Genomic DNA, 23,821 nt, shown 5'->3' with positions numbered 1-23,821 from the left:
TTATATCTTCTCTGATTTAGGGTTCTTTGAAAACAGTGCTCTGTTAAATTTTACAACATCGGCGTGAGATGGATAAGATGTCATTGCAGAAAGTTCTTTAATTGCTTTATCTCTTTTAACAGGTGCCTCTTCCTTCACGCCATCTGCCAATGCCTGTTTTAATTCCTCGGTGTCCAATTCTGTACAGTACGCCGGCGTTCCCGGTTGGTGCCTCCAGGATTCTGAAAGACTACCTGAATCAACGACGTCGTAACCGGCATCATTAACCAATCCGGCGACAATTTTTTTTGCCGCTGCATCATCGCCGGCTACAGCCATTGCAATTCTGTCTTCAGCATCGGGATTTTTACCTCCGCTGGCAAGTGTTTCAGCCAATAGGTTATTAAAAGCTTTTATCACGGGTCTTCCCAGTTGCTCAGATACCCAGACACTTTCTACTTTTCCGTTTTTGATCTCTTCAATATCAGCATCTCGGAACGGATAATAATTGGAAGTATCAACCACAATTACATTTTCCGGAACTTCCGCAAACAAATCGTTGGGTAAAGTCGGGATTGCTATGGTTGGTACAGATAAAATGATAACATCGACATCTTTCACTACCTCTTTCTGATCTGCGGCTATTACGCCCAACTCTTCAGCAAGGGCATTTAGTTTGTCCAAGTCACCTGAATTATTAATTTTTACGGTATGACCAGCTGAGGCCATTTTTTTTGCGATCGTACCGCCTATTGCGCCGGTACCTATTATTCCTATTTTCATAATGATTTTTTGTTTTGATTATACACGAGGATCAATTCCATATTGCTCTGGGGCACCGATGTTTTCCCTTAAAGTTTTCCCTTCATACTCCTGATGAAAAATTCCACGCTGTTGCAAAACAGGAACTACCTCGTCCACAAAAGCGTCGATTCCATCTACATAAACATCCGGTGAAAGCCAAAATCCATCAGCTGCACCAGCTTCAAACCATTTCTGCATATGATCTGCCGCTTCGATACCTGGCCCCACAATTACGGGATGATAATCGATAACACCATGAGCCAAAATATCACGGAGACTCCAGCCTTCTTTTGCAATTTTCAATGCGTTTAGAGAACGAGGGTCATATAGCGATGGGCGGGCACTGTTTAACAATGCTGTTGAAATCGGTTTGTCCAATGCCGAAACACTCAATGGAATGCCCAACATTTGTTGTAAATACCCAATTCTTTGAGGGAATTGATGGCCTGATAACTGAATTCGGCGGTCGAGTGCCGTGCGTTTGTCCTTTGCAATAGTGGTCATCAAGCCGGGAATATATTTTATCTCATCGGGATTACGCCCAAAGCTTTTTGCAGATTCCCTGAACGCATTCCGTTGAGCCCGTGCATCTTCGATGGAAAATGTAGCACCAATCACTACGTTGGCAAAACGTCCTGCCAATTCGTGGGCATTCGGACTTCCACCTGCGTGGAAAATAATGGGTTGACCTTGCTCTGAGGGCGGAATATGAAGGGATGCTCTTGAACTAACATATTTCCCTTTAAAATCAATCGTAGTAATTTGGTCGCGATGCGCAAACTGACCTGTCTCTTGGTTGTGTACCCAGGCGTTTTTTCCCCAACTGCCCCAAAGCGACTGTATGAGCTGTATAACCTCGTGGGCCTGACCATAACGTTCCACGCTCGAGGGAAGTCTTTTACCATAAATTGCAGCCACATCTCCGCTACTCGAAGTAATGGCGTTCCATCCTGCTCTGCCATGGCTCATAATATCCAACGCTTTAAATTGTTTAGCCAGGTTATAAGGTTCATTAAAGGTGGTAGAACCGGTTGCTACCAAACCAATGTATTCCGTTTCTCTCGCCACTGCGGCAAGGGTCATCATCACGTCCAGATTAAAGTTTGGCGATTCAGTCTCAACATCATTCAATAATGCACCGGGGAAGTCTGGTAAGAATAAAAATTGAAATTTACCACGTTCAGCTGCCTTAGCGTGTTTTACTTTTTCGTCAAAACTGGTGAAGCTTTCTGGATTTACTCCCGGCATACGCCACGACCCCGCTTGAGAACCGTAGCCGTTTCCGAAGTGCATACCAATCAGCATTTTATTGTTTGTATTCATAATTTTAAACTTTTTTAGAAATTGCTTTGCAAAGTTAAATAAATAATGCTTTAATTTGTATAGCAGTTTACTAAAGGAAAGTGATTTTTATATAAAATGAAATTAATATGGCTGGAAATAAATCTTACTTGTCTTGTTTAGACACAGTTAAACCGGTGCGTGATGCATTGGATGTGATCAACGGAAAATGGAAATTACCCATCATCATTTCTGTGGGGGTAGGCAATGAGAGATTTACGGATATACAAGAAAGTATCCCCGGGATTTCGCCCAAGGCAATGGCGAAAGAATTAAAGGAATTGGAAAAGCACAGATTAATTGAGCGTATTGTTACTGATGGTTATCCTGTAAAGATTACATACAAGTGGACACCTTACGCCAACACTTTGAGACCGATAATTGAAGCACTAAAAGAATGGGGAATCAATCATCAGAAAAAGATTACTCAGTAGGAAGGTATATCAAAACTCAATAACAATTTGATCGATCTATTTACTCCGGAACTTTAAACTTTAAGTGTATAGTATATGATGATAAATATTTTAGACGAAAAAAAATTTCTCGAAAATCTACAGATTGGAGACTCGTTTCGTCCGGATCTTTTTTCTTTTATTGTCGTCTTTGGTGGAACTATCGAAGTTGAATCTACACAAAGCTGTAATATTTATCACAAAGGAAACATAGTGCTTATATATCCGGAATACATTTATAAGGTCAAAAGCTTGTCCTTGGATATAAAGGCCTTCATGATATCTTTTGACAAGGATAAAGTCAGAAGCAAAATCAGCTTTAATTTTAACAAATATGATCTTTACAGGGTAGGCAATAATGAAAGATCCGGTAATCTTATTTTTTTTGGAGAAGCTGAATTTCAGAACATCAAAAGTGTCGCATTACAGCTTAATTATTATATTAATATCAATAAGACCATAAAATTCAAGAATGAGCTGGTAATTTCTTTGCTTACTACGCTTATTTATATGATTTCAGGTAAGTTGTTGGCCAATCTGCTCAGCCATTCTCAAATTGATTCCCGTAAGGAAGAGATCACAATCAGGTTTTTGGAATTGGTTTCAATGCACTATAAAAATCATAAAGATTTGGAGTTTTATGCTGATCAACTTCTAATATCCGTCAAATATCTTTCCAACTGTGTTCGGGAGACGACGCAATCTCCCCCGACAAAATTTCTATCCTATGCTTTGCTAAATGAGGCTAAGAGACTTTTACTCAACTCCAAAAATCCTCTAAACATCATTGCTGATGACTTAGGGTTTTCTGATCAATACGCATTCGGGAAATTTTTCAAAAAGCAAACCGGATATAGCCCTAGAAATTTTAAAAACCATAATAAACTGACTGACAACACATAACACTATAATAAAAAACAATAAATCACATCACCACACCATTCGAACCTCTTTTAATGTTTTTTCGACATTGTATCAAACAAACGATTGGTTGAAATTTGCATCATATTAAAACATCGTAATATGAATTCAAAGTGGTGCACAGTTCTTTTGATAACATTGGGTCTGTTATCCGGACAACTATCATTTGCACAGCAGACCTTCGAGAAGGTCCTGACGGTAGAAGAACTTTTCAGTCTGGTTAAAAAAAACCATCCGACCTTAAAAACCAATCAAACTGATATTGCAATTGCCAATCAAAATGTAGCGATTGCGAAAAATCAGCTTTTACCCCAAATTAATACCAGTCTTCAGGCAACTTACCTGGGAGATGTAAATATTATCGATAAAGATTTTTCTACCTCTACCCGAGTGGGGATGCCACATTTTGGAAATCGATTTTCTGTTGATGCAACTCAACTGATTTGGAAAGGAAATGCGGTTAGAAATGGGATAAAAACACAGACACTGCGTGAACAGTTGGCAACGTTAAGCTACGAACTTAGTGAACAAAACATCAAACTTTTGGTGTTGAGCTATTATCTTGATCTGTATAAGCTAAATAATCAGGAAGATGTATACAGGAACAACATTGACCTGGCAGTGAAAAGGCTGGCAAATATTAATAAGTTCTATGCTCAAGGTATGGTCACCAGAAATGATGTGATCAGGGGAGAATTACAGATTTCAAATCTTCAATTGGCATTTCAAACCTTGAAAAACGATCAGGATATCCTAAACAAGCAATTAACAGTGGCCTTAGGATTAGACGAAAATTTTAAAATAGTACCCAGTTCAGACCTGTTGCCAGATTCTACAGCAATTCTTAGCAAATCTCAGTATCAGGAGTTGGCAAAGAATCATCCGTCGCTTTTACTCGCTCAGAAAACAATAGATACTTATGATGTTTCATCCAAAATTATTAAATCGGAGATGCTGCCATCCTTATCTGTTTTTGCCGGCAATAACCTGCAACGTCCCATCACAACGGCAAATCCTATTGTAGATATGTACAGCAATAGCTGGAATGTTGGTCTTTCTTTAAATTTCAGCATTGATGCACTGTACAAATCCCCCAAAAGAATGCAGTTGAATACATTGGAGAAAGGAAGGGCAATTAATCAGGCCAATGAAGTCTACCAAAACATTGATATATCATTAAACAAGGCATTTATAAAGTATAACGAAGCGATAACTCAAAATAAAACCCTAAAGGTCAATACCAATTTAACGGCTGAAAACTACCGAATTATGGAGAGTAAATACAACAATCAATTGGCAATATTGCTGGATTTGATTGATGCCAGCAACTCAAAAATTGATTCAGAGCTAGAACTGGCTAATTCAGAAATCAATACCATTTTCGCCTATTACAAATTGCTGAGAGAGGCAGGCACGCTGTAAGTTTAAATCCCGAAAAAACCATTGCACACAGGACTGTTCAAAATTGGCTTCCCAAAAAATCACTATAAAATCTACAACCATGACAGATAATAAAGGACTTCATAAGAAAATTCATCACCACAGGATCAAAAAAAGCACAAAGTATATTAATGTAATTATACTAATCGTCGTTTTGGCTGGTCTGACAATAATGATCAAATCGTACTTTAACATTGGTAACGATAAATACACCAATTCATCGCAGGTTGAATCATTTATTAACCCCATCAATACAAGGGTGTCAGCCTACATTAACGAAATTCGGTTTGTAGAACATCAATATGTGAAAAAGGGCGACACATTACTTGTTCTGGATGACCGCGAAATACAGACACAGCTCGGGCAGGCAAATGCTGCTTACAACTCGGCAATAGCATCAAGAAATGTTGCTTCCAGTTCCGTAAGGACAAGTGCAAATAACGTCAATACGGCGAATTCCAATATACAGGTGGCCAAGGCAAATCTCGATGCTGCGAGAGCAAAATTATGGAATGCCGAGCAAAACTTCAACAGGTATAAGAATCTGTTAGCTGATGAAGCGGTGACCCGTCAGCAATTTGACCAGATCAAAACAGACTATGATATGCAGAAGTCCCAGCTGGAAATGCAAATATCACAATACCAGTCAATCATCAATAGCAAGCATACCACCGAACTGGCGGTTAACGAAGTGGAAGCAAAATTGGGCGTAAATGATGCGGAAATTCAAAGAGCGAAAAACGCTTTGGAAATGTCTAAACTAAATTTATCCTATACCGTTATTACCGCACCACACGATGGAATAATGGGGCGAAGAGCGGTAAATATCGGACAGCTTTTAAATGCCGGACAACAGGTTGCAACCATTGTGGATATCAGCAATGTCTGGATTACTGCGAACTATCGGGAAGGGCAAATGAAGAATGTGAAGATTGGAGGCCTGACAACAATCACGGTAGATGCCCTGGACGGGAAATCTTTCGAAGGTAAGATTACCGCTGTGGCAGGAGCTACCGGTGCCAAATACGCAGCGATTCCAGTTGACAATTCTACCGGAAATTTCGTAAAGGTACAACAGAGAATACCGGTCAGGATACAATTCACGAAAAACAATAAACCGGAAGATTTAAAGCTGCTGAGAGCAGGTATGAACGTAGGTGTAACCATAAACTAAGAAGAAATGTACAGACAGGTTCCTTTTGCCCGGTGGCTTCCAAAGCCTTTAAGCATCCTGCTTAATTTTATTGTATTATTTCCCATAATGACAATTTCAGGAGTTTACACCGGAAATGCGGCAGAATTATCGGGCGCACTTGCAGCCTATACTGAATTTGTTTCCTTAGCCAATAATGCAGTAGCAATAGGTATGGCAATGGGTCTTCTTATTGTGCTTAGGGTGCGAATGCGCTTTAAATCGCAGGAGATTCTTATTTTTTGCAGTATTATACTGGCCTCTTTATCATATATGAATGCCACGACAGATAATCCGTACATAATCGTTGCAGGGAGTTTTCTTATTGGTTTTTTTAAATTGTTTCCAATGATCGATATGATAACGGCGTTTATGGTAACACTTAGTCCTAACGGAGACAGGGGTAGATTTTATGCCCTTTTTTATCCGATGACATTATGCATCGGTCAACTGTCAACCTATATCTTTGCCTCAGCAATTTCTGACAGTACTTATCAGGCACCATACTTTATTATGGGCAGTATAATGCTGCTCATCACCATCATTTCCATTATATTTCAGCACACCAGCCGCTTCTCTTTTAAAAAGCCCTTGTATCAAATCGATTGGTTATCGATGGTCTTGATAACAATCAGTACAATGAGTTTTAATGTTTTTTTTACTTTTATGAAACAGCAAGGCTGGTTTATATCCCCTTATATGATAGCATCATTATTTGTCGGACTGTTATTTTTAGGGCTCACAATTTACAGACAGAAATTTATCAAGAGAAAACTCTTTAATTTTTCAATTTTTTATAAATCTTCAAATTTATCACACAGTGTAATTCTTCTGCTATTTTTGGGTTTGTATATGTCCAGTTCAAGCCTGTACACTCAATTTTCGACAGTAGCGCTGGGACACAATAATTTAGTGGCGAGCCGGATCAATCTATGGATGATTCCGGGCCTGATGATTGCCGGAGTCTATGCATTCTACAGCTTTAAACACAAATGGAAAATTAAATATTACATTATTACAGGATTCGTCTGTTTTTTCTTTCATACTTTAAGCCTGTACCTCCTTATTCAGCCACAAATCGACATTGAATATATTGAATATGCTATGATTGTGAAAGGGCTGGCAATGGGTATCCTGTACATTGGAATCTGGTTTTATGCATCATCAAATTTAGCATTTGAAGACTTCTTCAGTACGTTAAGTATCCTTTTACTTATCAGGTCTTTTCTGGGAACTGCAATCGGTGGAAGTCTATTGAGCTGGGCAGGATATCAGTTTCAATGGCAAAGCCTCAGCGATATCTCAAATCATTTCGACAGCAGCCAGTTTCAAAATGGAATGGATATGTATCCCGGCATTAATCTAAACGCCTTATTGGCATCCATCAAAATCGTATTGGGATATCTATGTTGGTTGATTGTTCCTATCCTGTTATTTGTTTTATTTCATCATTACGGAGAATTTAATTATAGAAGAGTAGTTCTTTTCCGAAAAGTCCTGAGAGGAAATTCCTTCAGAGGGTATCGATTATAATCTTTTTAACTCATCATAATTTTATTTTATATGAAAGATCCAAAAGAACATATTATCAGGATTGCAGAAAACCTATTTTTTAAAAAAGGCTTCCATCTTACCACAATAAGAGATATATCTCGCAAGGCAAAAATCAATTCCTCTATGATCAGCTACTATTTTAATAGTAAAGAGGAGCTGTATCTTACCATATTTGATCAATTGGAGAATGCAATGATATCAATCAGCAACGCGGAGTTTCTAATCCAAAATAAACCCGATACAATTAAACAACTTATTCGGATAACCCTCAAGGAAATGACTGCGGCCTACAAAACCATATTCTTATTGATCGCAGAGCAGTCACATCCGTCCACATTAAAGGTTAAGGCGAAGATTGATCAGATTAAAAATTTGCATTTAGAATATTTTCTTTCAATAATTGATGAAGGTTTGATAAATTCAGGAAGGAAAGAGCGTTTGGTGCTTTACCACTCTATTTTTGGAGTCTCCAAAGAGCTATTTATGTTTTACAAATTCAACGAGAATTTTAAGGCATATTCAGACAATGAGGTGATTTCTGATATTTACGATCAAATTCTGAAACTCTTTAATCCGATAATCCTGTCATTGAAGTAAATGCAAAATTACCATGCTTCATATCAATATAATAAATATAACGGCCCGGATAATCCACCACTCTACCAATCTTACTTCTATATTACCTCGTGCCAGTTATTTATTAATTATTCAGCCTTTAAAGAAAGATTACTTAAAAAGCTTGTTAGTGCCTCTCCCCTAAGCTTCGTGCCAATTATCTTTCCCTGTGGATCCAAAATACAGTTGAATGGAAGGGCCTTAAGCGCATAAGCTTCAGCCAAGGGACCTTTTAACGCAAGCGGATCGTTTAGCTGAGTCCAGGTTAAACCATCGTCAGCAACTGCCTTGCGCCAGCTTTTCTGGTCTGAATCCATAGAAATACTCACAAACACTAAGTTTTTTCCTATTAACTCCGCATTTAATTTTCTGAGCAGCGGGTGTTCCTCCCGGCAAGGAACGCACCAGCTCGCCCAAAAGTCTAATAAAACATATTTACCCCGATATTCGCGAAGGTCAAATTTCTTGCCGACAATATCGTTGAGCAAGACATTTGACGCCTGCCTTCCAACTTCTACAGCTTTTGAAGCATCGACAAAAGATTTTATCCGCTTGGCGTAATAACCATTTTTCGCATTTGGGGATAAGAAAGCATAACATTTTTCGGCTTTTAAAAAATCGGTACTGTTCAAATGACTATTAATGATGGCAAGTGATGAGGCTACCGCATCGGGATTGGCTTTCACAAATGATAATGTTAAACTATCAACCCTTCGGTGGAATTCAAGGTATACAGTGCTTTTTCTGTCATGAAAATCAACCTTGGATTTTTCCAACTGCCTTCTGTAGTCTGCAGTAATATTGATATTTTTTTCTTTGAAAGTACTAAACAACTCATTTTCTGCTGCACCCGTAACCTCAGCATAATAAAACTTAGAGACAGACCCCTTTAATTTGACATGTTCATTCTGTAAAACAATGATTTTCTGCTGTTGGTTAATCGAGTTGCTCAGTGTACAAACAACCGTTTCCGGCAAATTACCTTTGAGTATCATTTTATTATTCTCGATCGCAACTGAATCTATGGTCCTGCTCCCCCTGTATTCATAGGATATCCTGACTATGGTTCCATTCGGTGCCTGGATATCCCCATCTATAACATAGCTGTCTGCCTTGTATGACATTACAACAACAGAGAGCAAGACAGCTATTACCAGGATTGAGCGAGATGCTAATCCCCTCAATTTATAATTTATTTTTTTCATTTAAAAGGGTTTTAAAGGATTTGCGGCTTTTAAAAGAACTTCAAATCCAATTATAAAAATCATCAAATCACCATTAATCTGCACCACATGGGGCCCATTAATATTCGATTCGAAACTAATCAAAACGAATAGGCTATCTTCCCGGATTGCATCACAATTTTAATATTTCCAAGTTCCCGAATATCAAGTAATGGATTGCCATTGAGCACTAACAGATCAGCAACCTTACCTTTTTCAATAGAACCCAATCTTTTTTCCTCACCGATCACTTTAGCATTGATAAGGGTCGCAGCCTTTATCGCATCAATATTAATGAAGCCACATTTATCCACAAACGAACTTAGCTCATCTAATAATCTTGGGTGAGGGCGATTGAGATTAACAACCTGGTCGGTGCCCGCAGCTATCTCCACACCTTGCTCATGTATTTTTTTTAACATCGTAAATATCCAGGGGTCACGATCTTCAGACACACATAATGTTGCATCCAAAATTGCATTTTTAGATTTCATTAGGTCGCAGAAGCCGGTGATATCGAATTTGGCAATTAAATCTTCCTTATAGCCGGCGCTGGTTTTTCTTAATAGAAAAGCCGAATCTGCCACCAGATTTTCTAACATAAATACATGCGATGGCACTTCAACTCCTGAAGCAACAACTTCGAGAGGTGTTGCAGGGTACATCATCAAATGTCCCCAGGTTTTCAGACCATGCTTTTTGGCAGCAGTAACAACCTTAGCCAAAAGTTCCTTATTAAAAGAGTGGTACAATTTAACCCCAGTGGCTCCACAAGACTTTGCAATAGCCATTGCGCTATCCAGATCAGTTTGATCGGTTACCAATTGGCGCCAGGGCTGATAAGGTTCATTTTTATGAAGATCAACACCCCTGTTGTAATACCAGTCGCCAGCCATAACTGCAGCAAAAAAAACATTTGCACCTTTTTGTTTCCCGCTTTTGATACTTTGCTGCGCTTCCAATAATGCAGCACCATCACCGGAGGCATCACGGACTGTTGTAACCCCGTGCTTTAAAAAGTAATTGAGGTGACTAAAAGTTGTATTGATGTTGTTCTTTGTTTGAGCAGAAACATGTACATGTGCATCTATCAGGCCTGGAACAAGGTATTTCCCTGAAAGATCCAACACTTTTAAACCCTTTAATTTTCTCTCCGGATAATTTGTACTGACTATAACCCCGTTTGATACGGCAACATTTTTTTTATTAATAAATTTGCCTTGATCAAAGTCTAAAACATTCACGTTTTTTAAAACTATCATAGACGTATCAGTCGATTGTTTAGCAAATGCATGCAATTTTTTTAGACTGAAACCCAGGCACATTAGAATCCCTAATGCCAGCTTTAATACTTTTGTTTTCATTGGATTAAATTTAAATTGAATACGCAGCGGCATCCGCCGACTGCGTTTCGTTATTAACTAACTAAAGTTTATATGCTTAATAATTTAAGCCTGGTATAGGAGATTCCTCAATAATCTTATCTAACATATGCCTCAGGTACTCAAAATGTATCCTTGTGTCCTTGTCCTTTGTAATGGAAATACCAGCATTGATATCCTTCCTCAACGCTCTCAAATGGGCATAGGCTAAAGCTTTAACATTTGAATAAAGGAGTACGTCCGTTGGGGTAACTGATGCGATGATATTATCCACTGAACCCTGTAAGGCGAAACGCTTATTATACATCGTAATGATACTTCCTACATACATCTTCTGTAGTGTCTTGCGATATTCATCCGCCGGTGCCCCGGTTGACAACTCGGTAAAAATACCTCTTTTAAGATCGCCAAGCCATTGTTCAGGAGAATATGCACCTTTCCCATAATCTCTCTGGTTAATGATCATCCTGTATAACCTACTTTGAGAAGTTGCTGCAGCTATAGCGTTTTGTTGTAACCTTTGAACCGAATTACCGCTATAGCCCGGTTCAATTTTATTAAGGATATTTTTATCAAGCAACCATTTTGGTGTTTTAAACAGCTGTTCATTTAAGAACTTAATGGCCTCCTTCTGCTTTGCCAGGCTAACCGGTTTATACACCGCTCCGGATTGGTCTGAAAGTTTTTCGGTAACCATCACACCTCCCAGGTTTTTTATCACATGATCTACATATCGACCTAGCTGTCCTACTGCAGCCCTATACATCGTTGTCAACTGTGTATAATCCTTACCTTCCTCACGCGTCCATTGAACAAGGTTTGGCACAATGCGCTTAAGGTTTTTTATTCCGTACAAACTCGCTTTTATTGCGTCATCACCTAGATCTTCTGCTTGTGAACGAGGATCATAGTCTCTTCCTTCGCCACCAAACCAAAGGCGTTTATTGTTCGCCAGACTATCTCTGGTAATTACATCCAGCAGCTTGCGTTCTGCATCTGCATCCCTGGCCTCGGGAATTGGACGATAGCCCCACCTTATTGCCCATTTATCATAGTCATTAATACGTGGAAAAAGTCCTTTCTCCGAGATGCCGTCTTCCGGCTGCGCTACATAGTTAAAGCGGGCATAATCCATAATAGATGGGGTATGTCCATGTGCCTCTACCCATGCCTTGTCCCTCAATTTTTCAACCGGAACGGTACTGCTTGCCCCCATATTATGTCTCAGGCCAAGGGTATGGCCAACTTCGTGGGAAGAAACAAAGCGGATCAGCTGACCCATTAATTCATCGTCGAATTTATTCTTACGTGCACGCGGATCTACAGCTCCCGCCTGGATCATATACCAATTGTGCACCAATGTCATTACATTATGGTACCACCCGATATGGCTCTCCAGGATCTCGCCAGTTCTGGGATCGGATACATTTGGTCCGTATGCATTAGCGGTGGAAGAGGCAAAATAACGAATGACAGAAAACCTAGAATCTTCCAGGCTCATTGTAGAATCGCTCTCAGGCCATTCCTTACCAATGATTGCATTTTTAAAACCTGCTTCCTCGAAAGCCTTTTGCCAATCATTGATTCCGGCAATCAGGTATGGGCGCCATTTCTTTGGCGTAGCCGGATCGATGTAGTAAACAATTTGCTTTTTTGGTTCAACTAGCTCGCCCTTCTTAAATTTGTCCAAATCTTCATCCTTAACCTCAAGCCTCCATCTGTTTATAAAATCCTCTGATTCCACTGACTGTTGATCATCTGAAAACTTGTCGTAATTACCTGCGAAGTACCCTACCCTTGGATCATAGAAGCGTTTGGACATGGGCTTCTCAGGCAATAATAAAAATGAGCTGTTAAATTCCAGTGTAACTGCTCCGGCGATTTTAATGGCAGGAAGGTTGCCTGCTACTGCATTGTAGGTTCGCATGGTCCTTATTTCCGTGTTCAGCGGGAATGTTTTAACACTTTTTACATATGACCGATCAAGCGCCGGAGTGGCCAGTCCATAGCTTTTTTTACTTTCCGGGTTTAAAGTTAAAAGAGGACTTTCACTTAACAGAAAATCCGTCACATCGATCACCAATGAAGTAGAGTCCTTTCCCAATGCTTTGATCGGGAAAGAGGACAAAATCGGATTAATATTTGAACTGGCTACTGCTTTGGAAATCATTTCTGTTGAATCTGAAACATTGATAAGTGCCGATACTCTGAGAAAAAGTCTGTTATCAGGACCCTGTTCCCAATAGATCATCCGCCTGCCTGCTTCTTCCCCGCCAAAATTTCCAGCTCCCGGTGTTGAACCACTTAAACGCGTTACGACTAAAATATCCTTTTTAAGTATTTTCTTAGGAACTTCAAAATAGTATTTATCAGCCACTTTGTGCACGATCATCAATCCCTGCTGACTAATTGCCTTGCTGGTAATTACGTCCTTGTAGGGTTTAAGTGCATTTTTCACGCTATCCGCTTTTGGCCTCGGTAAAGCTGAACTCACGGTAGCCACCGGCTTAGCTTTAGGTTTCTTTTTCAACACACTACATGATGGTGTAATCGCTGCGAAAAAGCAAAGGGAAACCATCCCCAGAATAATCTGTTTGGGGTTTAGGTTTATAAATTTATGAAATATCATTATTTTGAGTATCCTGTAGTTGGTGTTAAATTTGGGTTAGTATCAAGTATTGATAACGGAATGGGATAAAGTTTTGCAGCTGGTCTCCAGCCAGGTTTTATAGCAGGTAAAACCACATCAGCCTGTCCAGTCCGTTTTAGGTTAAACCATCTGAAGGCCTGCTCACAGAAAAATTCCTTTCTGTTTTCCAAAGCAATCTCTTCCAATAACAAAGCCGGATCGGTGGTTGTGATCGCAGTAAGGCCAGCCCTTAATCTGGTTACGTTCAAATCACTTAAAGCACCACTGATATTCGTATTTAACCTTGCCCTTGCCTCCGCACGGATCAGATATTGTTCAGCCAAACGTAGGATAATTTGCGACTCGGTAACATTTGCTGTTACAGCCTGGGCATTCGTGCGATATTTAAACTTGAACGGAACAACATATTTTGTACCTGAGATAGTCAAATCGCTCATCCAAAGTGTACGTCTTCTGTCAGTCGCACCGAACAAGTTCAGGAAAGATGGACGTAAATCGTAATTAAGCGAAGCAATATTATTTGCGGCCGGGATGAATGAGGCTCCCTCTGTAGTGACCTGTGTGGTTGCCGACACCGATTGTGGCAGTTGCCAAATACTTTCTGAGCTATTTTTTACAAATAAAGCTGTACCCATCGTTGCCGTTGGCGTCATACTGAAAAGAGCGGTTTGCTGTATCACCTCGCTAGCATTTGTCTCTGCCAATTGATAGTTGCCGGTAAAAAGATAAACCCTCGCCAAAAGTGCAGCTGCTGTAAATCTGTTTACGCCATTTCTATTTCCGGTGGTAAAGGAATAATCGGCGAGCAGATTAGCTTTTGCATCAATAAGATCGGATGTAATGGATCCATATATATCTGATATTGCAGCTTTTGGCAAAAAAGCAGTGATGTTAGCGTCAGTTTGCAGCACCAAAGGCACTTCCCCGTGAAAGTTTACCAATATAAAATAACAATATGCCCGCATTAATTTTGCTTCGGCAATCAATTGCTTACTTACTCTTTCAGAAGTACCCCTGTTATTGGTAAGCCCCTCTATAATTGCATTCGCCCTGTAAATAACCTGGTAAAAATCTGTAAAAGCCTCTGCAGAGGAAGTTAATGTGGTATAAGAGTTTGCGTTATATTCCATTATATTCGTACTTGCAGCCAGATAGCGAAGATCATCGGCCATTAACGAAGTATATATTGGCAACCCCACAGTTTGCGTATTTATACCTGTTAGCTGCGCATACATCCCTGAAAGGGCAGCCATGGCAGTTCTATCTTGAGTAAAAACAGCCGCTGATGGTGTTTCGTTTAAAGGTGTCTTAATTTCGATCATCTTTTCGCAACCAAAAAGGACCACAGTAACCAAGCCCAGAAAGTACTTGATATATATTTTAATTTTCATGTCTTTAGATCTAAAAAGTTAATTGTAAACCGGCAGTTATCGTTCGCAACGGAGGTGTCCCGATACCTTGTGATTCCGGATCATAACCATCATAATTTGTGATGGTGAACAAATTCTGCCCCTGCATGTAAATCCTTAAGTTCTGCGCTTTTACATGTGAAAGCACTTTTGTTGGAAAACTATACGAAAGGCTTGCATTCTTCATTCGGATAAAGGATGCATCCACGATATTAGCATCGGAACCTGAATAATTAAGGAAAGCTAAATTTGCCTCTCTCCCGTTTACTGTCCTGGCGCTTTCTGTTATCAATTTATCAGGAGATCCCAGCGCGAGATAACCGTTCATTACGCTTGCCGCTGCATTATAAGGAAATCCGGGAGGATAAAAAGTGGAGGCAAACAAATTTTTAGCTCTCTGCTTCACAAACTGGAAGGTAAAATCTAAATTAAAACCTTTGTAGGTTATCGAATTGGTAATTCCTCCAAAGAATTTAGGGTAAAGCGTGCCATTGTAGTACCTATCACCACGTTTCGTATCCAAAAAGCCAGAGGAAACAAATCCGTCACCATTCAAATCGGCGAAAGAAGGCAGTCCGGTTGCCGGATCAATACCTGCATACTGTAGGGTATATGACGAACTTAACGGTCTGCCTACTACATAACGTGTTACATAACTTGTTCTTTCTATGTCAGGATATGCTACAAGTTTGTTGCTGTTCTTTGAAATATTAAAAGATGAGGTCCATGTAAGGGTATTATTTTTAATATTGGTACTGGTTATCGAAAGTTCTATCCCACTATTTTGAACCAATGCCGGGAAATTTGCCTGGTAACCAGGAAAGCCCGTCTGCACACTAACCGGAAATAAAAGCAACTGGTTAGATGTTCTGTTTCTATATACGGAAGCAGACAATGAAAGCTTATCCTTGAAAAAGCCCAGTTCCAGACCCAATTCCAATTTCTTTGTTTCTTCCCATTTGTAATCATTATTAGCAAGTCTTGAAGGCTGTAGCGACGATATACCATTATATACATAAGGAGAAGTGGCATAGCTATCATAATATTGGTAATTGCCAATTTCATCATTTCCCACAACACCGTAGCTCCCTCTCAATTTACCAAAGCTGAACCAGCTAAATTTATCTTTAAGGAAGCTTTCATCAGAAAAAATCCATGCGGCGCCTACAGAACCGAAGTTGCCAAATCTGTTGTTCGGTCCAAATCGTGATGATCCATCACGACGGAATGAAATGTTTGCGATATATCTGTTAACTAGGTTGTAATTGATACGTCCAAAAACCGACGCATATTTGAAATCCGTTGACCCGCTTGTCACTGTTCGCGTAGCAGCAGAGGCTACATTCGAAAGAAAGTCATCTGAAGGAAAGTCGGTTGCATTTAAGTTATATGGCACCTTAGATTGCCTAAATTGCCATGAGCCTCCAGCTAAAACCTCTAAAGTTCCTTTCCAAATCTGGCTTTTGTAGGTTAATTGTGGTTCAAAAATGTAGTTATTGGTAAACGCATAAGATTCCATTACCGAACCGGTAGTTCGGGGAGCAGCACCTGCTACCGCACTTAAAGAGCTTAACGGACGAACAGCTGTAGTTCTCATATCCGTCTTGCTATAGCCAACAGACGTCTTCAGGTCCAAACCTTTTAATATATTATATTTAAGATTAAGATTGGTAAGAAAATTACTACCCCTTGCATCGTTGGTCTGTAATAAGAAACCTAAAGGATTATTGAATCCCGATGCCCAGTATAGCGAACCGTCAGGATTGTAAAGTGGATAATGGGGAGGAAGGTTATAAGCATAATTACCGAGTTCGGTTATGGTAATATCATTTTTATCGGCCGAGAACATCGAGGACACCGACATTACGAAACGCTGATCGGAAGAGGAGTGGTTAAAATTAAAATGCGCCCCACCACGTTGGTAAGATTGCTCCCCGGGATAAATATTGGTTTCCTTATGGAAAGTTCCACTCAGATAAAAATTAGTCCTTACATCGCCACCGGATATATTGGATGTCACATCATAGGTATGAGCAGTGTTTCCCATTAAAAGTTTAGGAAAATTTGTATAGGCATTTGGATCCCATGTCATATCTACACCTTGAACTGCGGTCGGATTATTTTCATAGGCCTTTTTTCTAATCGCCAGATATTGTTCTGTATTAAGTAAATCGATGAAATTTGCAACCTTAGACATACCTGTATTGGCATTGACAGAAAACTGTGTTTTGCCGGCACGTCCTTTTTTTGTAGTAATCAGCACTACTCCATTTGCTCCACGAGAACCGTAAATAGCTGTTGCATCTGCATCTTTTAAAATTTCTATGCTCTCTATATCTGATGGATTGATAAGATTCATAGGGCTCGTTTGACCTTCTGCAGAAAGTGCCGCCGTACCGCTAACCGCACCGCTGACAGGTTCTGAAAGAAAAGGGACACCATCAATTACATAAAATGGACGATTGCTTTTTTCGAAGGAATTTACACCTCTGATCTGGACATTGATGCCCGCTCCCGGAAGCCCGCCGGTTTGTGTTACCGCTACTCCGGGCATTCTTCCCTGTAAGGCCTGTAAAACATTGGTAACGGGTTGTTTTTCAAGATCCTTAGCACTGATACCAACCTGGGATCCTGTGCTTAATCTTCTAGTAGTGGTTCCATATCCTATAACCATTACTTCGTCTAATTTCGCCGGATCCAGCTCCATGGTCACATCAAGCTTTGGTTTTACCGAGACCTCTCTTGTTTTATAACCAATATAGCTAAATATCAATATGGAATTTTCATCGCTTGCACGTAGAAAATAATGACCCTTTGGATCGGTGATGACAACCTTGTTCGTGCCCTTTATCTTTACCATGGCGCCGGGAAGCGGAGCTCCCCTTTCATCGAATACCGTTCCCACAACATCGATATCCTGGAAATAATCCAGGATTTTATCGGCCAGAGACCTTTCCTCCACAATAATTGTCTTGTCCGAAATGGAGTAGGTAAAAATTTGATTGGCAAAACAAATTCTTAATGCTTCCGATAAACTCACTTCCTTGAGGTCTATCGTTACCGGTTTCGCTTTTGCCATGAGTTTCATGTTAAAAACAAAATCATATCCACTCTGTTCACGAAGCGATTGAAAGACCGATTCAAGAGTGGCATCACGTCTGCTAAGCGTGATTTTTTGTGCTGATGATGAGGCCGAAACCTGCATCATCACGCCAAACATCAAGATGGTAATTAAACGCATGGTTCGACGTATTAATTGGACATACCTCTGACGGCTGTCCGTTTTGACAGTAAAATTTTTGTACATTTGTTTGGTTTAAGTTGAAAGATTCTCAATAGTTTCAAGGCTTAAAATCAAAATTGGCCAGGGGTGTTGCAACCACGCCCTGGTTTTTTTATTTTAAGCTATTTAATAGGGTACTTATTTGCTTACAATCACCCTCCTTCCTTCCAGCTTAAAATGAACATCACCTGTTCTCTGAATTAAATTTAATATCGATGAAATGTTCTTCTCACGAGAAATCCAACCACCAAGCCTCACGTTTTCGGGTGCAGAATCTTCATAGATGATCTCAACGTCGTACCATCTGGAAATCTTTCGCATCATGGAACGAAAATCATTCCCCTTCAGGTTAAAATCTCCTGTTTTCCAGTCGATAAAGTCAGAGGCATTTACTAATTTTACCTTGATTTGGCCATCATCACTTATACCCTGCTCACCTGGGCGAAGCATTGTTTTACCATCCAGCAACACGCTGCCTTCCAGTAAAGTTGTTTTAGTAGCCCCCTCATCTTCATAAGCATTCACGTTAAAATGTGTACCCAAAACCTTAACTTCCTGTTGGTCGGTACTAACGATAAACGGCATGGCTTTTCCTTCATAAGATTGTTTGGCTACCTCAAAATAGGCCTCCCCTTGCAATTTCACTTTACGGCTTCCTGCCTGCATAAATGAGGTAGGATAAGTAAGAGATGATGAAGCGTTCAACCAAATTTGGGTACCATCAGGAAGAAGGATCTTAAACTTTCCACCTCTTGGCGTGCTAATGGTATTGTAACCCAGACTTGATTTCGAGTCAACCCCCTCTAATGCTTGGTAAACAATTTGCCCATCTTCGCCTACTGAGATTGTAACTCCGTCCTGCCTGATTTCTCTTTTTTTACCGATTGGACCGAGGTCAATTTGTGAACCATCTGAAAGTTTGAGTATAGCCCTATCAGTTCCAGGTTTAAGATCACTTGAACCTGCAGCAATCTCAATTACCAAATTGACTGATCTATTGTGCGAATACAGGTATATGCCCAATCCGGAGATTAATAAAATCGCCGCAGCAACGGACATCTTCTTGTACAGCTTTCTAAAGATTGCAGGTTTGGGAGCAATGTGTATGTGTTCATCATGGATAACAGAAAGAATATTGGCCAAGCTTTCCTCCTCGCCTAGCACCGGGGGCTCCTCCCCTAACATAAATTCAGCAACGATAGTACGAAGCTCAGCATCTGATTGTGCAGCAAGCTGTGGCAAAAGGCGCCTTATTTCCGCTGCAGACAACTGATTTCGCAGGAATTTTAAATATAATGTCCGTAATTTCTGATTTTCTGTTCTCAATTCCATTTCTTTTCATATACAATACGTTTGAAAAACACATACCCTCTATATGAATTGAAAAAAAAGTAATTTTTTTATGATTTATTTTGCAACAGACTTAAAACAAGCAATACAAATCCAGATTTTGAGCCAAAAAAAACCATTTTTATCGTTTTAGTTGCCTTTACAATGTGATTACTTATCGTTGAAGTTGATATTCCGAGTTCTTTGCTTACCTCTTCATAGGATTTCCCCTCAATTTTACAGAGCTTAAACACCAATTTTTGTTGTGCGGGCAAGTTTTCAATAGCACTATCGAGTATATCCCGACTTTCTTTATAAAACAGTTGCTCCTCAATGGGATTATATAATTCTGCACTGGCCGAGATGATTTCTTCCTGGAGCCGGCTCACTCGTGCAGCTTTTCTATAGAAATCACTCACCGTATGATTGGCGACGGTAAGCAGGTAATACAAAAATGGTTTCTCAATGTCAATAATCGCCCTTTTATCCCATATCTTTACAAAAACATCCTGGGTTAACTCTTCAGCCAGTGGCACATGTTTAACCATGTTTACCAGTTTTCGAAAAACTGGCTTGCTGTAATGGTGATATAATGTATCAAATGCCTGTGCATCTCCTAAACGAAGCGCATTCAGTACTTTTGATTCATTATTAATCTTTTCCATCTCAGGGAAATATAGTTAGTTGGTATGATTTAAAAGCAACAACGTACCTAATGATAAGTTAGCCTTTAGGTTGTGATAAAAAATCAAATATACCATTTGGGATGGATATATATCGGTTTTCCGAGTGGTGAATTATTGGATCAACTTCAAAAATGCAAAGGCTTCTATTGCCGACAGATATTAAATATTCAATCACAGAACCTACTCTACAGGCTAAAAAAATGGTGTAATTCATGATTTATGAACTACACCATTTTTTAGGGGACTTTTTCAATGCCCTCGTATTGAATGGCTTCTTTTCCTGTTATACCATATTTCTATTTCCTCGAAAATAGCCATACTCGCCTGTTTTCTTATCTTTATTTTTTTTATGGGACACCATTTCTGTTTTCATCGTTTTAAAGAAACTTTTTGCCACTGCACTATCCTAACAATTTCCCTTACGACTCATACCTTGTGTGATAGGCAGTCCTTGTAATTGGGCCCAGAATTCGGCATAGCCTCCTCATGCTGACCGCATCAATACCTTTTGTGCGCAGAATTTCAAAGGCAGCTTCCATGATGGAGACTTGCAATTATTTTTTTTATAATCCTTTCCTTGCTTCCATTGTCATCTGATTAAAATTAGATCCACAAACTTGGCCACCTGTTTACTTACAACCGGGGTTCCGTAATGTTTGATTGTAATTTTCAAAATAACAATTAGCTGGTTACAACTTTCCTATGATTTATGCCCCAATCTTTCATCGCATAGATAAGCGGTGTTAATGTATTCGCGTAGGGTTCTAATTCGTAAGAAATTTTAACCGGATAATCGCCCACCACAGTTCTCGCTATCAATTTATGCTGTTCCAGATCTTTTAATTCCTTTGCCAAAACCTTGGGCGTTATGCCCGGGATACTTTCCTGGATAGCGGTAAAGCGATCGTTCCCTACACCAATGGAAATGATAATGGGAACTTTCCATTTGCCGTTGATCACATCCAAAGTATCACGAACAGGTTTTATGGTCGATAGACAATCGCAGTGTATTTTTTTCTGTGCCATATTTTGAGCTCTTATTGCATTTGCGAATTTACATTAATTTCCTGCATCACTTCAGCAAATAATTGAGCTGACTTAATGCGGTCTTCCGGAGCATACATGGTCGACACGGCTATCAGTTCATCAGCATTCGTATCTTCCAGAAAGTCCAATACCTGTTTTTTCACGGTCTGCTTATCGCCTACAAATGAAAACCGCAGCATTTGGTTGACGCTTGGATGATTGAAAATTTGTCTCCATTCTGCCGACATCGCTGATGGCGGCTGTACGGTCTGCATATTGCCAGTCAACATTCCGTAGAACATTCCGATGAGTGAGGTGAATATTTTTTCAGCTTCCTCATTGGTATCTGCCATGATTACGTTGATGCCAGCGATTATATAAGGTGCTTCATGAAATTTCGACGGCTTAAATTCCTGCTCGTAGATACGAATAGCATTGTACAGGTGTGTGGAGGCAAAATGGCTTGCAAATGCGTAAGGCAGGCCTTTTTTAGCTGCCAAATGAGCGCTGTCCGTACTTGAACCTAAAATATAGATAGGCACGTTCATCCCTTCGGCAATAGAAACCCGAACTTTGGCAGATTTGTTGGCCGGTGAAAAGTAATCCTGTATTTTCTGGATTTCTTCCGTAAAAGAATTTGCGGCCTGAAAGGAATCAGAGCGGATGGCCTGTGCGGTAGCACTATCGGTGCCGGCTGCCCTTCCCAGACCCAGATCAATCCTGTCAGGGTATAGCTGTGCCAATGTCCCAAATTGTTCTGCCACGATCAAAGGGGAATGGTTGGGCAGCATCACGCCACCGGAACCTACCCGGATCCGCTGGGTATTTTCTGCCACGTATCCTATCAAAACAGCAGTTGCAGAGCTCGCTACCGTATCTGAGTTGTGATGTTCTGCAAACCAAAACCTTTCGTAGCCGCTTTTTTCTGCTGTTATCGCGAGGGCCAACGTATTGTTCAAGGTTTCTTTAAAACTGGTGTTTTGAGACACCGTTGCCAATTCCAGTATTGAATATTTTATGTTGTTTTTCATTTTTTGTGTTTTATAATCCACTAATGTTCCTGAATACCCATTAGAATGATGTACTAAATTTTTCTGAACATCGGCTTTTTCAGTTCCAGATTTTCCCGTAGGGTATCAGCTGCGTATTCTTTGTGGAAAATTCCCCTGTCCTGTAAAATAGGAACCACCAGTTCTGCAAAATCTGCCAATCCCCTAGGGTAATCCTGTGTGACCACAAGCATATCCATAGCGCCTGCTTCGTACCATTTTTGTACCTGATCGGCAACCCTCTCGGCTGAACCAAAAAACAGGGGAGCTGGCATCGCCCTGTACCGGTCGAGGGCAACAAGTTCCATATATTTCTGCTGTGCCTGGGCATCAGTTTTTCCCACAATGGCATTTTGCGAGGTTGCGATCACAAAATTCTCCGGATCCCTATCTTTCTCGATCAGCTTGTTGCGTATGGCATTTGCCGTAAAAAGGGCGTGTTCGAAACTTGGTCCGGCGATAAATGCACCATCGGTATAGGTTGTGGCAATTTCCACGAAAGTGGATGATGAGCCTGCGGTGTACAGAACCGGTCTGCCCTGCACGGAGCGGCTTATGTTCAATGGGCCATCCACAGAAAAATACTCCCCTCGGTAATTGATCGTGTGCATCTTGGTAGGATTTAAAAACAGCCCAGTTTTTTTATCTCTTGGAAAAGCATCGTCTTCGTATGTATCCCAAAGACCCAATAAGATTTCCAAAAATTCCCTGTGCATCGGGTACTGGTCTGCCTTGGTCAGATGCCCACGGCTGAAGTTGACCATCCCACCTGGATTAGAGGTAACAACGTTGATGGACGCCCTTCCCTTGCTGATCTTATCCAATGACAATGCCTGTCTTGCAATATTGTAGGGATCGGTATAGGATGAAGAGGCGGTAAAGGAAAGACCGATTTTGTTTGTCTTCACTGCAATGGCAGACATAATGGTTGCCCCGTCGAACATACTCAGGTAGTGCGGAATATTTCCGGCTCCAACGTGGCTAACGTCAAAAAGAAAAAGAGTTTCGAACTTGGCGGCTTCGGCAATCTGTGCCTGCTCGATATAAAAGTCCACATTCTCTCCGGCATCTGCGGGCATATCCTTGTGCATCCACGAAGTATAGTTCCAACCTGTCCCGGCTATGCCGGCGGATAATTTTAAGGTTCTCTTCCTATCCATAAAATCTCTCAATTGTATCCGGCTTTCAGTAGCTGGATTTCAGTTCACAAAATTAGGTAAATGTTGATTACCAAATGATAGTGCTTTCCCAAAGGAAAGTGAATAGACTTGACGGAAATAAAAATCACTTTCCTTTGGGAAAGTAGTATCTAAATGAAAGCAAATCATCTATATCTTTGTGAGCAGGAATTAAGCATCCATGATACAGTTGGAATTTATGCAGATAGGATATTAAGTTCTCGTTGTTCTACTGGACACCATCCTTCGGTGCGGATTTTGGGATCGCACAATAATAACAATGGACTTTTTACAAGAAAAAATAAAAA

18 protein-coding genes are annotated in these 23,821 nt (G+C 40.2%); 6 read left to right on the top strand and 12 right to left on the bottom strand.

Going from position 1 to position 23,821, the window contains the following annotated elements; all coding sequences use genetic code 11:
* Together LUA91_RS03890 and LUA91_RS03885 are read right to left on the bottom strand one after the other, a co-directional pair.
* Positions 1-762 carry an NADPH-dependent F420 reductase gene (locus LUA91_RS03890; RefSeq protein WP_231424714.1) on the bottom strand — a complete coding sequence of 254 codons (762 nt, stop codon included), beginning with the start codon at positions 760-762 and terminating at the stop codon, positions 1-3.
* 18 nt (positions 763-780) lie between these two features.
* Complete coding sequence (locus LUA91_RS03885) at positions 781-2,106, bottom strand: NtaA/DmoA family FMN-dependent monooxygenase (RefSeq protein WP_231424713.1); 1,326 nt, start codon at positions 2,104-2,106, stop codon at positions 781-783.
* Between the two features lie 107 nt (positions 2,107-2,213).
* Between LUA91_RS03885 and LUA91_RS03880 the strand changes: the two genes are divergently transcribed.
* The 6 genes from LUA91_RS03880 (at position 2,214) to LUA91_RS03855 (ending at position 8,280) form a co-directional block, all read left to right on the top strand.
* Positions 2,214-2,558, top strand: coding sequence for a helix-turn-helix domain-containing protein (locus LUA91_RS03880; RefSeq protein ID WP_231424712.1), 345 nt, complete (start codon positions 2,214-2,216; stop codon positions 2,556-2,558).
* A gap of 75 nt (positions 2,559-2,633) precedes the next feature.
* Positions 2,634-3,479 (top strand): AraC family transcriptional regulator, encoded by an 846-nt coding sequence (locus tag LUA91_RS03875; RefSeq protein ID WP_231424711.1) that lies wholly within the window; start codon positions 2,634-2,636, stop codon positions 3,477-3,479.
* 120 nt (positions 3,480-3,599) lie between these two features.
* Positions 3,600-4,919, top strand: a complete 1,320-nt coding sequence (locus tag LUA91_RS03870) for a TolC family protein (protein ID WP_231424710.1) — start codon at positions 3,600-3,602, stop codon at positions 4,917-4,919.
* Between the two features lie 79 nt (positions 4,920-4,998).
* Entirely contained in the window at positions 4,999-6,111 is a 1,113-nt protein-coding gene (locus tag LUA91_RS03865; protein WP_231424709.1) for an HlyD family secretion protein, read from the top strand.
* A 6-nt stretch (positions 6,112-6,117) separates the two neighbouring features.
* Positions 6,118-7,662: a hypothetical protein gene (locus LUA91_RS03860; RefSeq protein WP_231424708.1), complete on the top strand. Its 1,545-nt coding sequence runs from the start codon at positions 6,118-6,120 to the stop codon at positions 7,660-7,662.
* 30 nt (positions 7,663-7,692) lie between these two features.
* Positions 7,693-8,280, top strand: a complete 588-nt coding sequence (locus tag LUA91_RS03855) for a TetR/AcrR family transcriptional regulator (RefSeq protein ID WP_231424707.1) — start codon at positions 7,693-7,695, stop codon at positions 8,278-8,280.
* Between the two features lie 107 nt (positions 8,281-8,387).
* On the opposite strand, the gene LUA91_RS03850 is transcribed toward LUA91_RS03855, so the two are convergent.
* The 10 genes from LUA91_RS03850 to LUA91_RS03805 all read right to left on the bottom strand — a co-directional run bounded on the left by LUA91_RS03850 (position 8,388) and on the right by LUA91_RS03805 (position 23,495).
* Entirely contained in the window at positions 8,388-9,503 is a 1,116-nt protein-coding gene (locus LUA91_RS03850) for a TlpA disulfide reductase family protein (RefSeq protein WP_231424706.1), read from the bottom strand.
* Between the two features lie 119 nt (positions 9,504-9,622).
* Positions 9,623-10,885 (bottom strand): amidohydrolase family protein, encoded by a 1,263-nt coding sequence (locus tag LUA91_RS03845; protein WP_231424705.1) that lies wholly within the window; start codon positions 10,883-10,885, stop codon positions 9,623-9,625.
* 76 nt (positions 10,886-10,961) lie between these two features.
* Entirely contained in the window at positions 10,962-13,481 is a 2,520-nt protein-coding gene (locus tag LUA91_RS03840; RefSeq protein ID WP_255717752.1) for a zinc-dependent metalloprotease, read from the bottom strand.
* A gap of 50 nt (positions 13,482-13,531) precedes the next feature.
* Entirely contained in the window at positions 13,532-14,944 is a 1,413-nt protein-coding gene (locus LUA91_RS03835; RefSeq protein ID WP_231424704.1) for a RagB/SusD family nutrient uptake outer membrane protein, read from the bottom strand.
* Between the two features lie 10 nt (positions 14,945-14,954).
* Positions 14,955-18,203: a TonB-dependent receptor gene (locus tag LUA91_RS03830; RefSeq protein ID WP_231424703.1), complete on the bottom strand. Its 3,249-nt coding sequence runs from the start codon at positions 18,201-18,203 to the stop codon at positions 14,955-14,957.
* A 180-nt stretch (positions 18,204-18,383) separates the two neighbouring features.
* Positions 18,384-19,577: a FecR family protein gene (locus tag LUA91_RS03825; RefSeq protein WP_231424702.1), complete on the bottom strand. Its 1,194-nt coding sequence runs from the start codon at positions 19,575-19,577 to the stop codon at positions 18,384-18,386.
* Between the two features lie 68 nt (positions 19,578-19,645).
* Entirely contained in the window at positions 19,646-20,239 is a 594-nt protein-coding gene (locus LUA91_RS03820; RefSeq protein ID WP_231424701.1) for an RNA polymerase sigma factor, read from the bottom strand.
* A gap of 702 nt (positions 20,240-20,941) precedes the next feature.
* A complete protein-coding gene (locus LUA91_RS03815) occupies positions 20,942-21,286 on the bottom strand; it encodes a helix-turn-helix domain-containing protein (RefSeq protein ID WP_231424700.1) in 345 nt (114 codons plus the stop codon).
* Positions 21,287-21,297: 11 nt separating this feature from the next.
* Positions 21,298-22,317 carry an LLM class flavin-dependent oxidoreductase gene (locus LUA91_RS03810; protein WP_231424699.1) on the bottom strand — a complete coding sequence of 340 codons (1,020 nt, stop codon included), beginning with the start codon at positions 22,315-22,317 and terminating at the stop codon, positions 21,298-21,300.
* 53 nt (positions 22,318-22,370) lie between these two features.
* The gene (locus LUA91_RS03805; protein ID WP_231424698.1) at positions 22,371-23,495 is read right to left on the bottom strand and encodes an LLM class flavin-dependent oxidoreductase; all 1,125 of its coding nucleotides are present in this window, start codon (positions 23,493-23,495) and stop codon (positions 22,371-22,373) included.
* Between the last annotated feature and the right edge of the window lie 326 nt (positions 23,496-23,821).

The organism is Pedobacter sp. Leaf250 (assembly GCF_920984735.1).
GTDB lineage: Bacteria > Bacteroidota > Bacteroidia > Sphingobacteriales > Sphingobacteriaceae > Pedobacter.
This window is presented reverse-complemented; position numbering and strand designations above follow the sequence as displayed.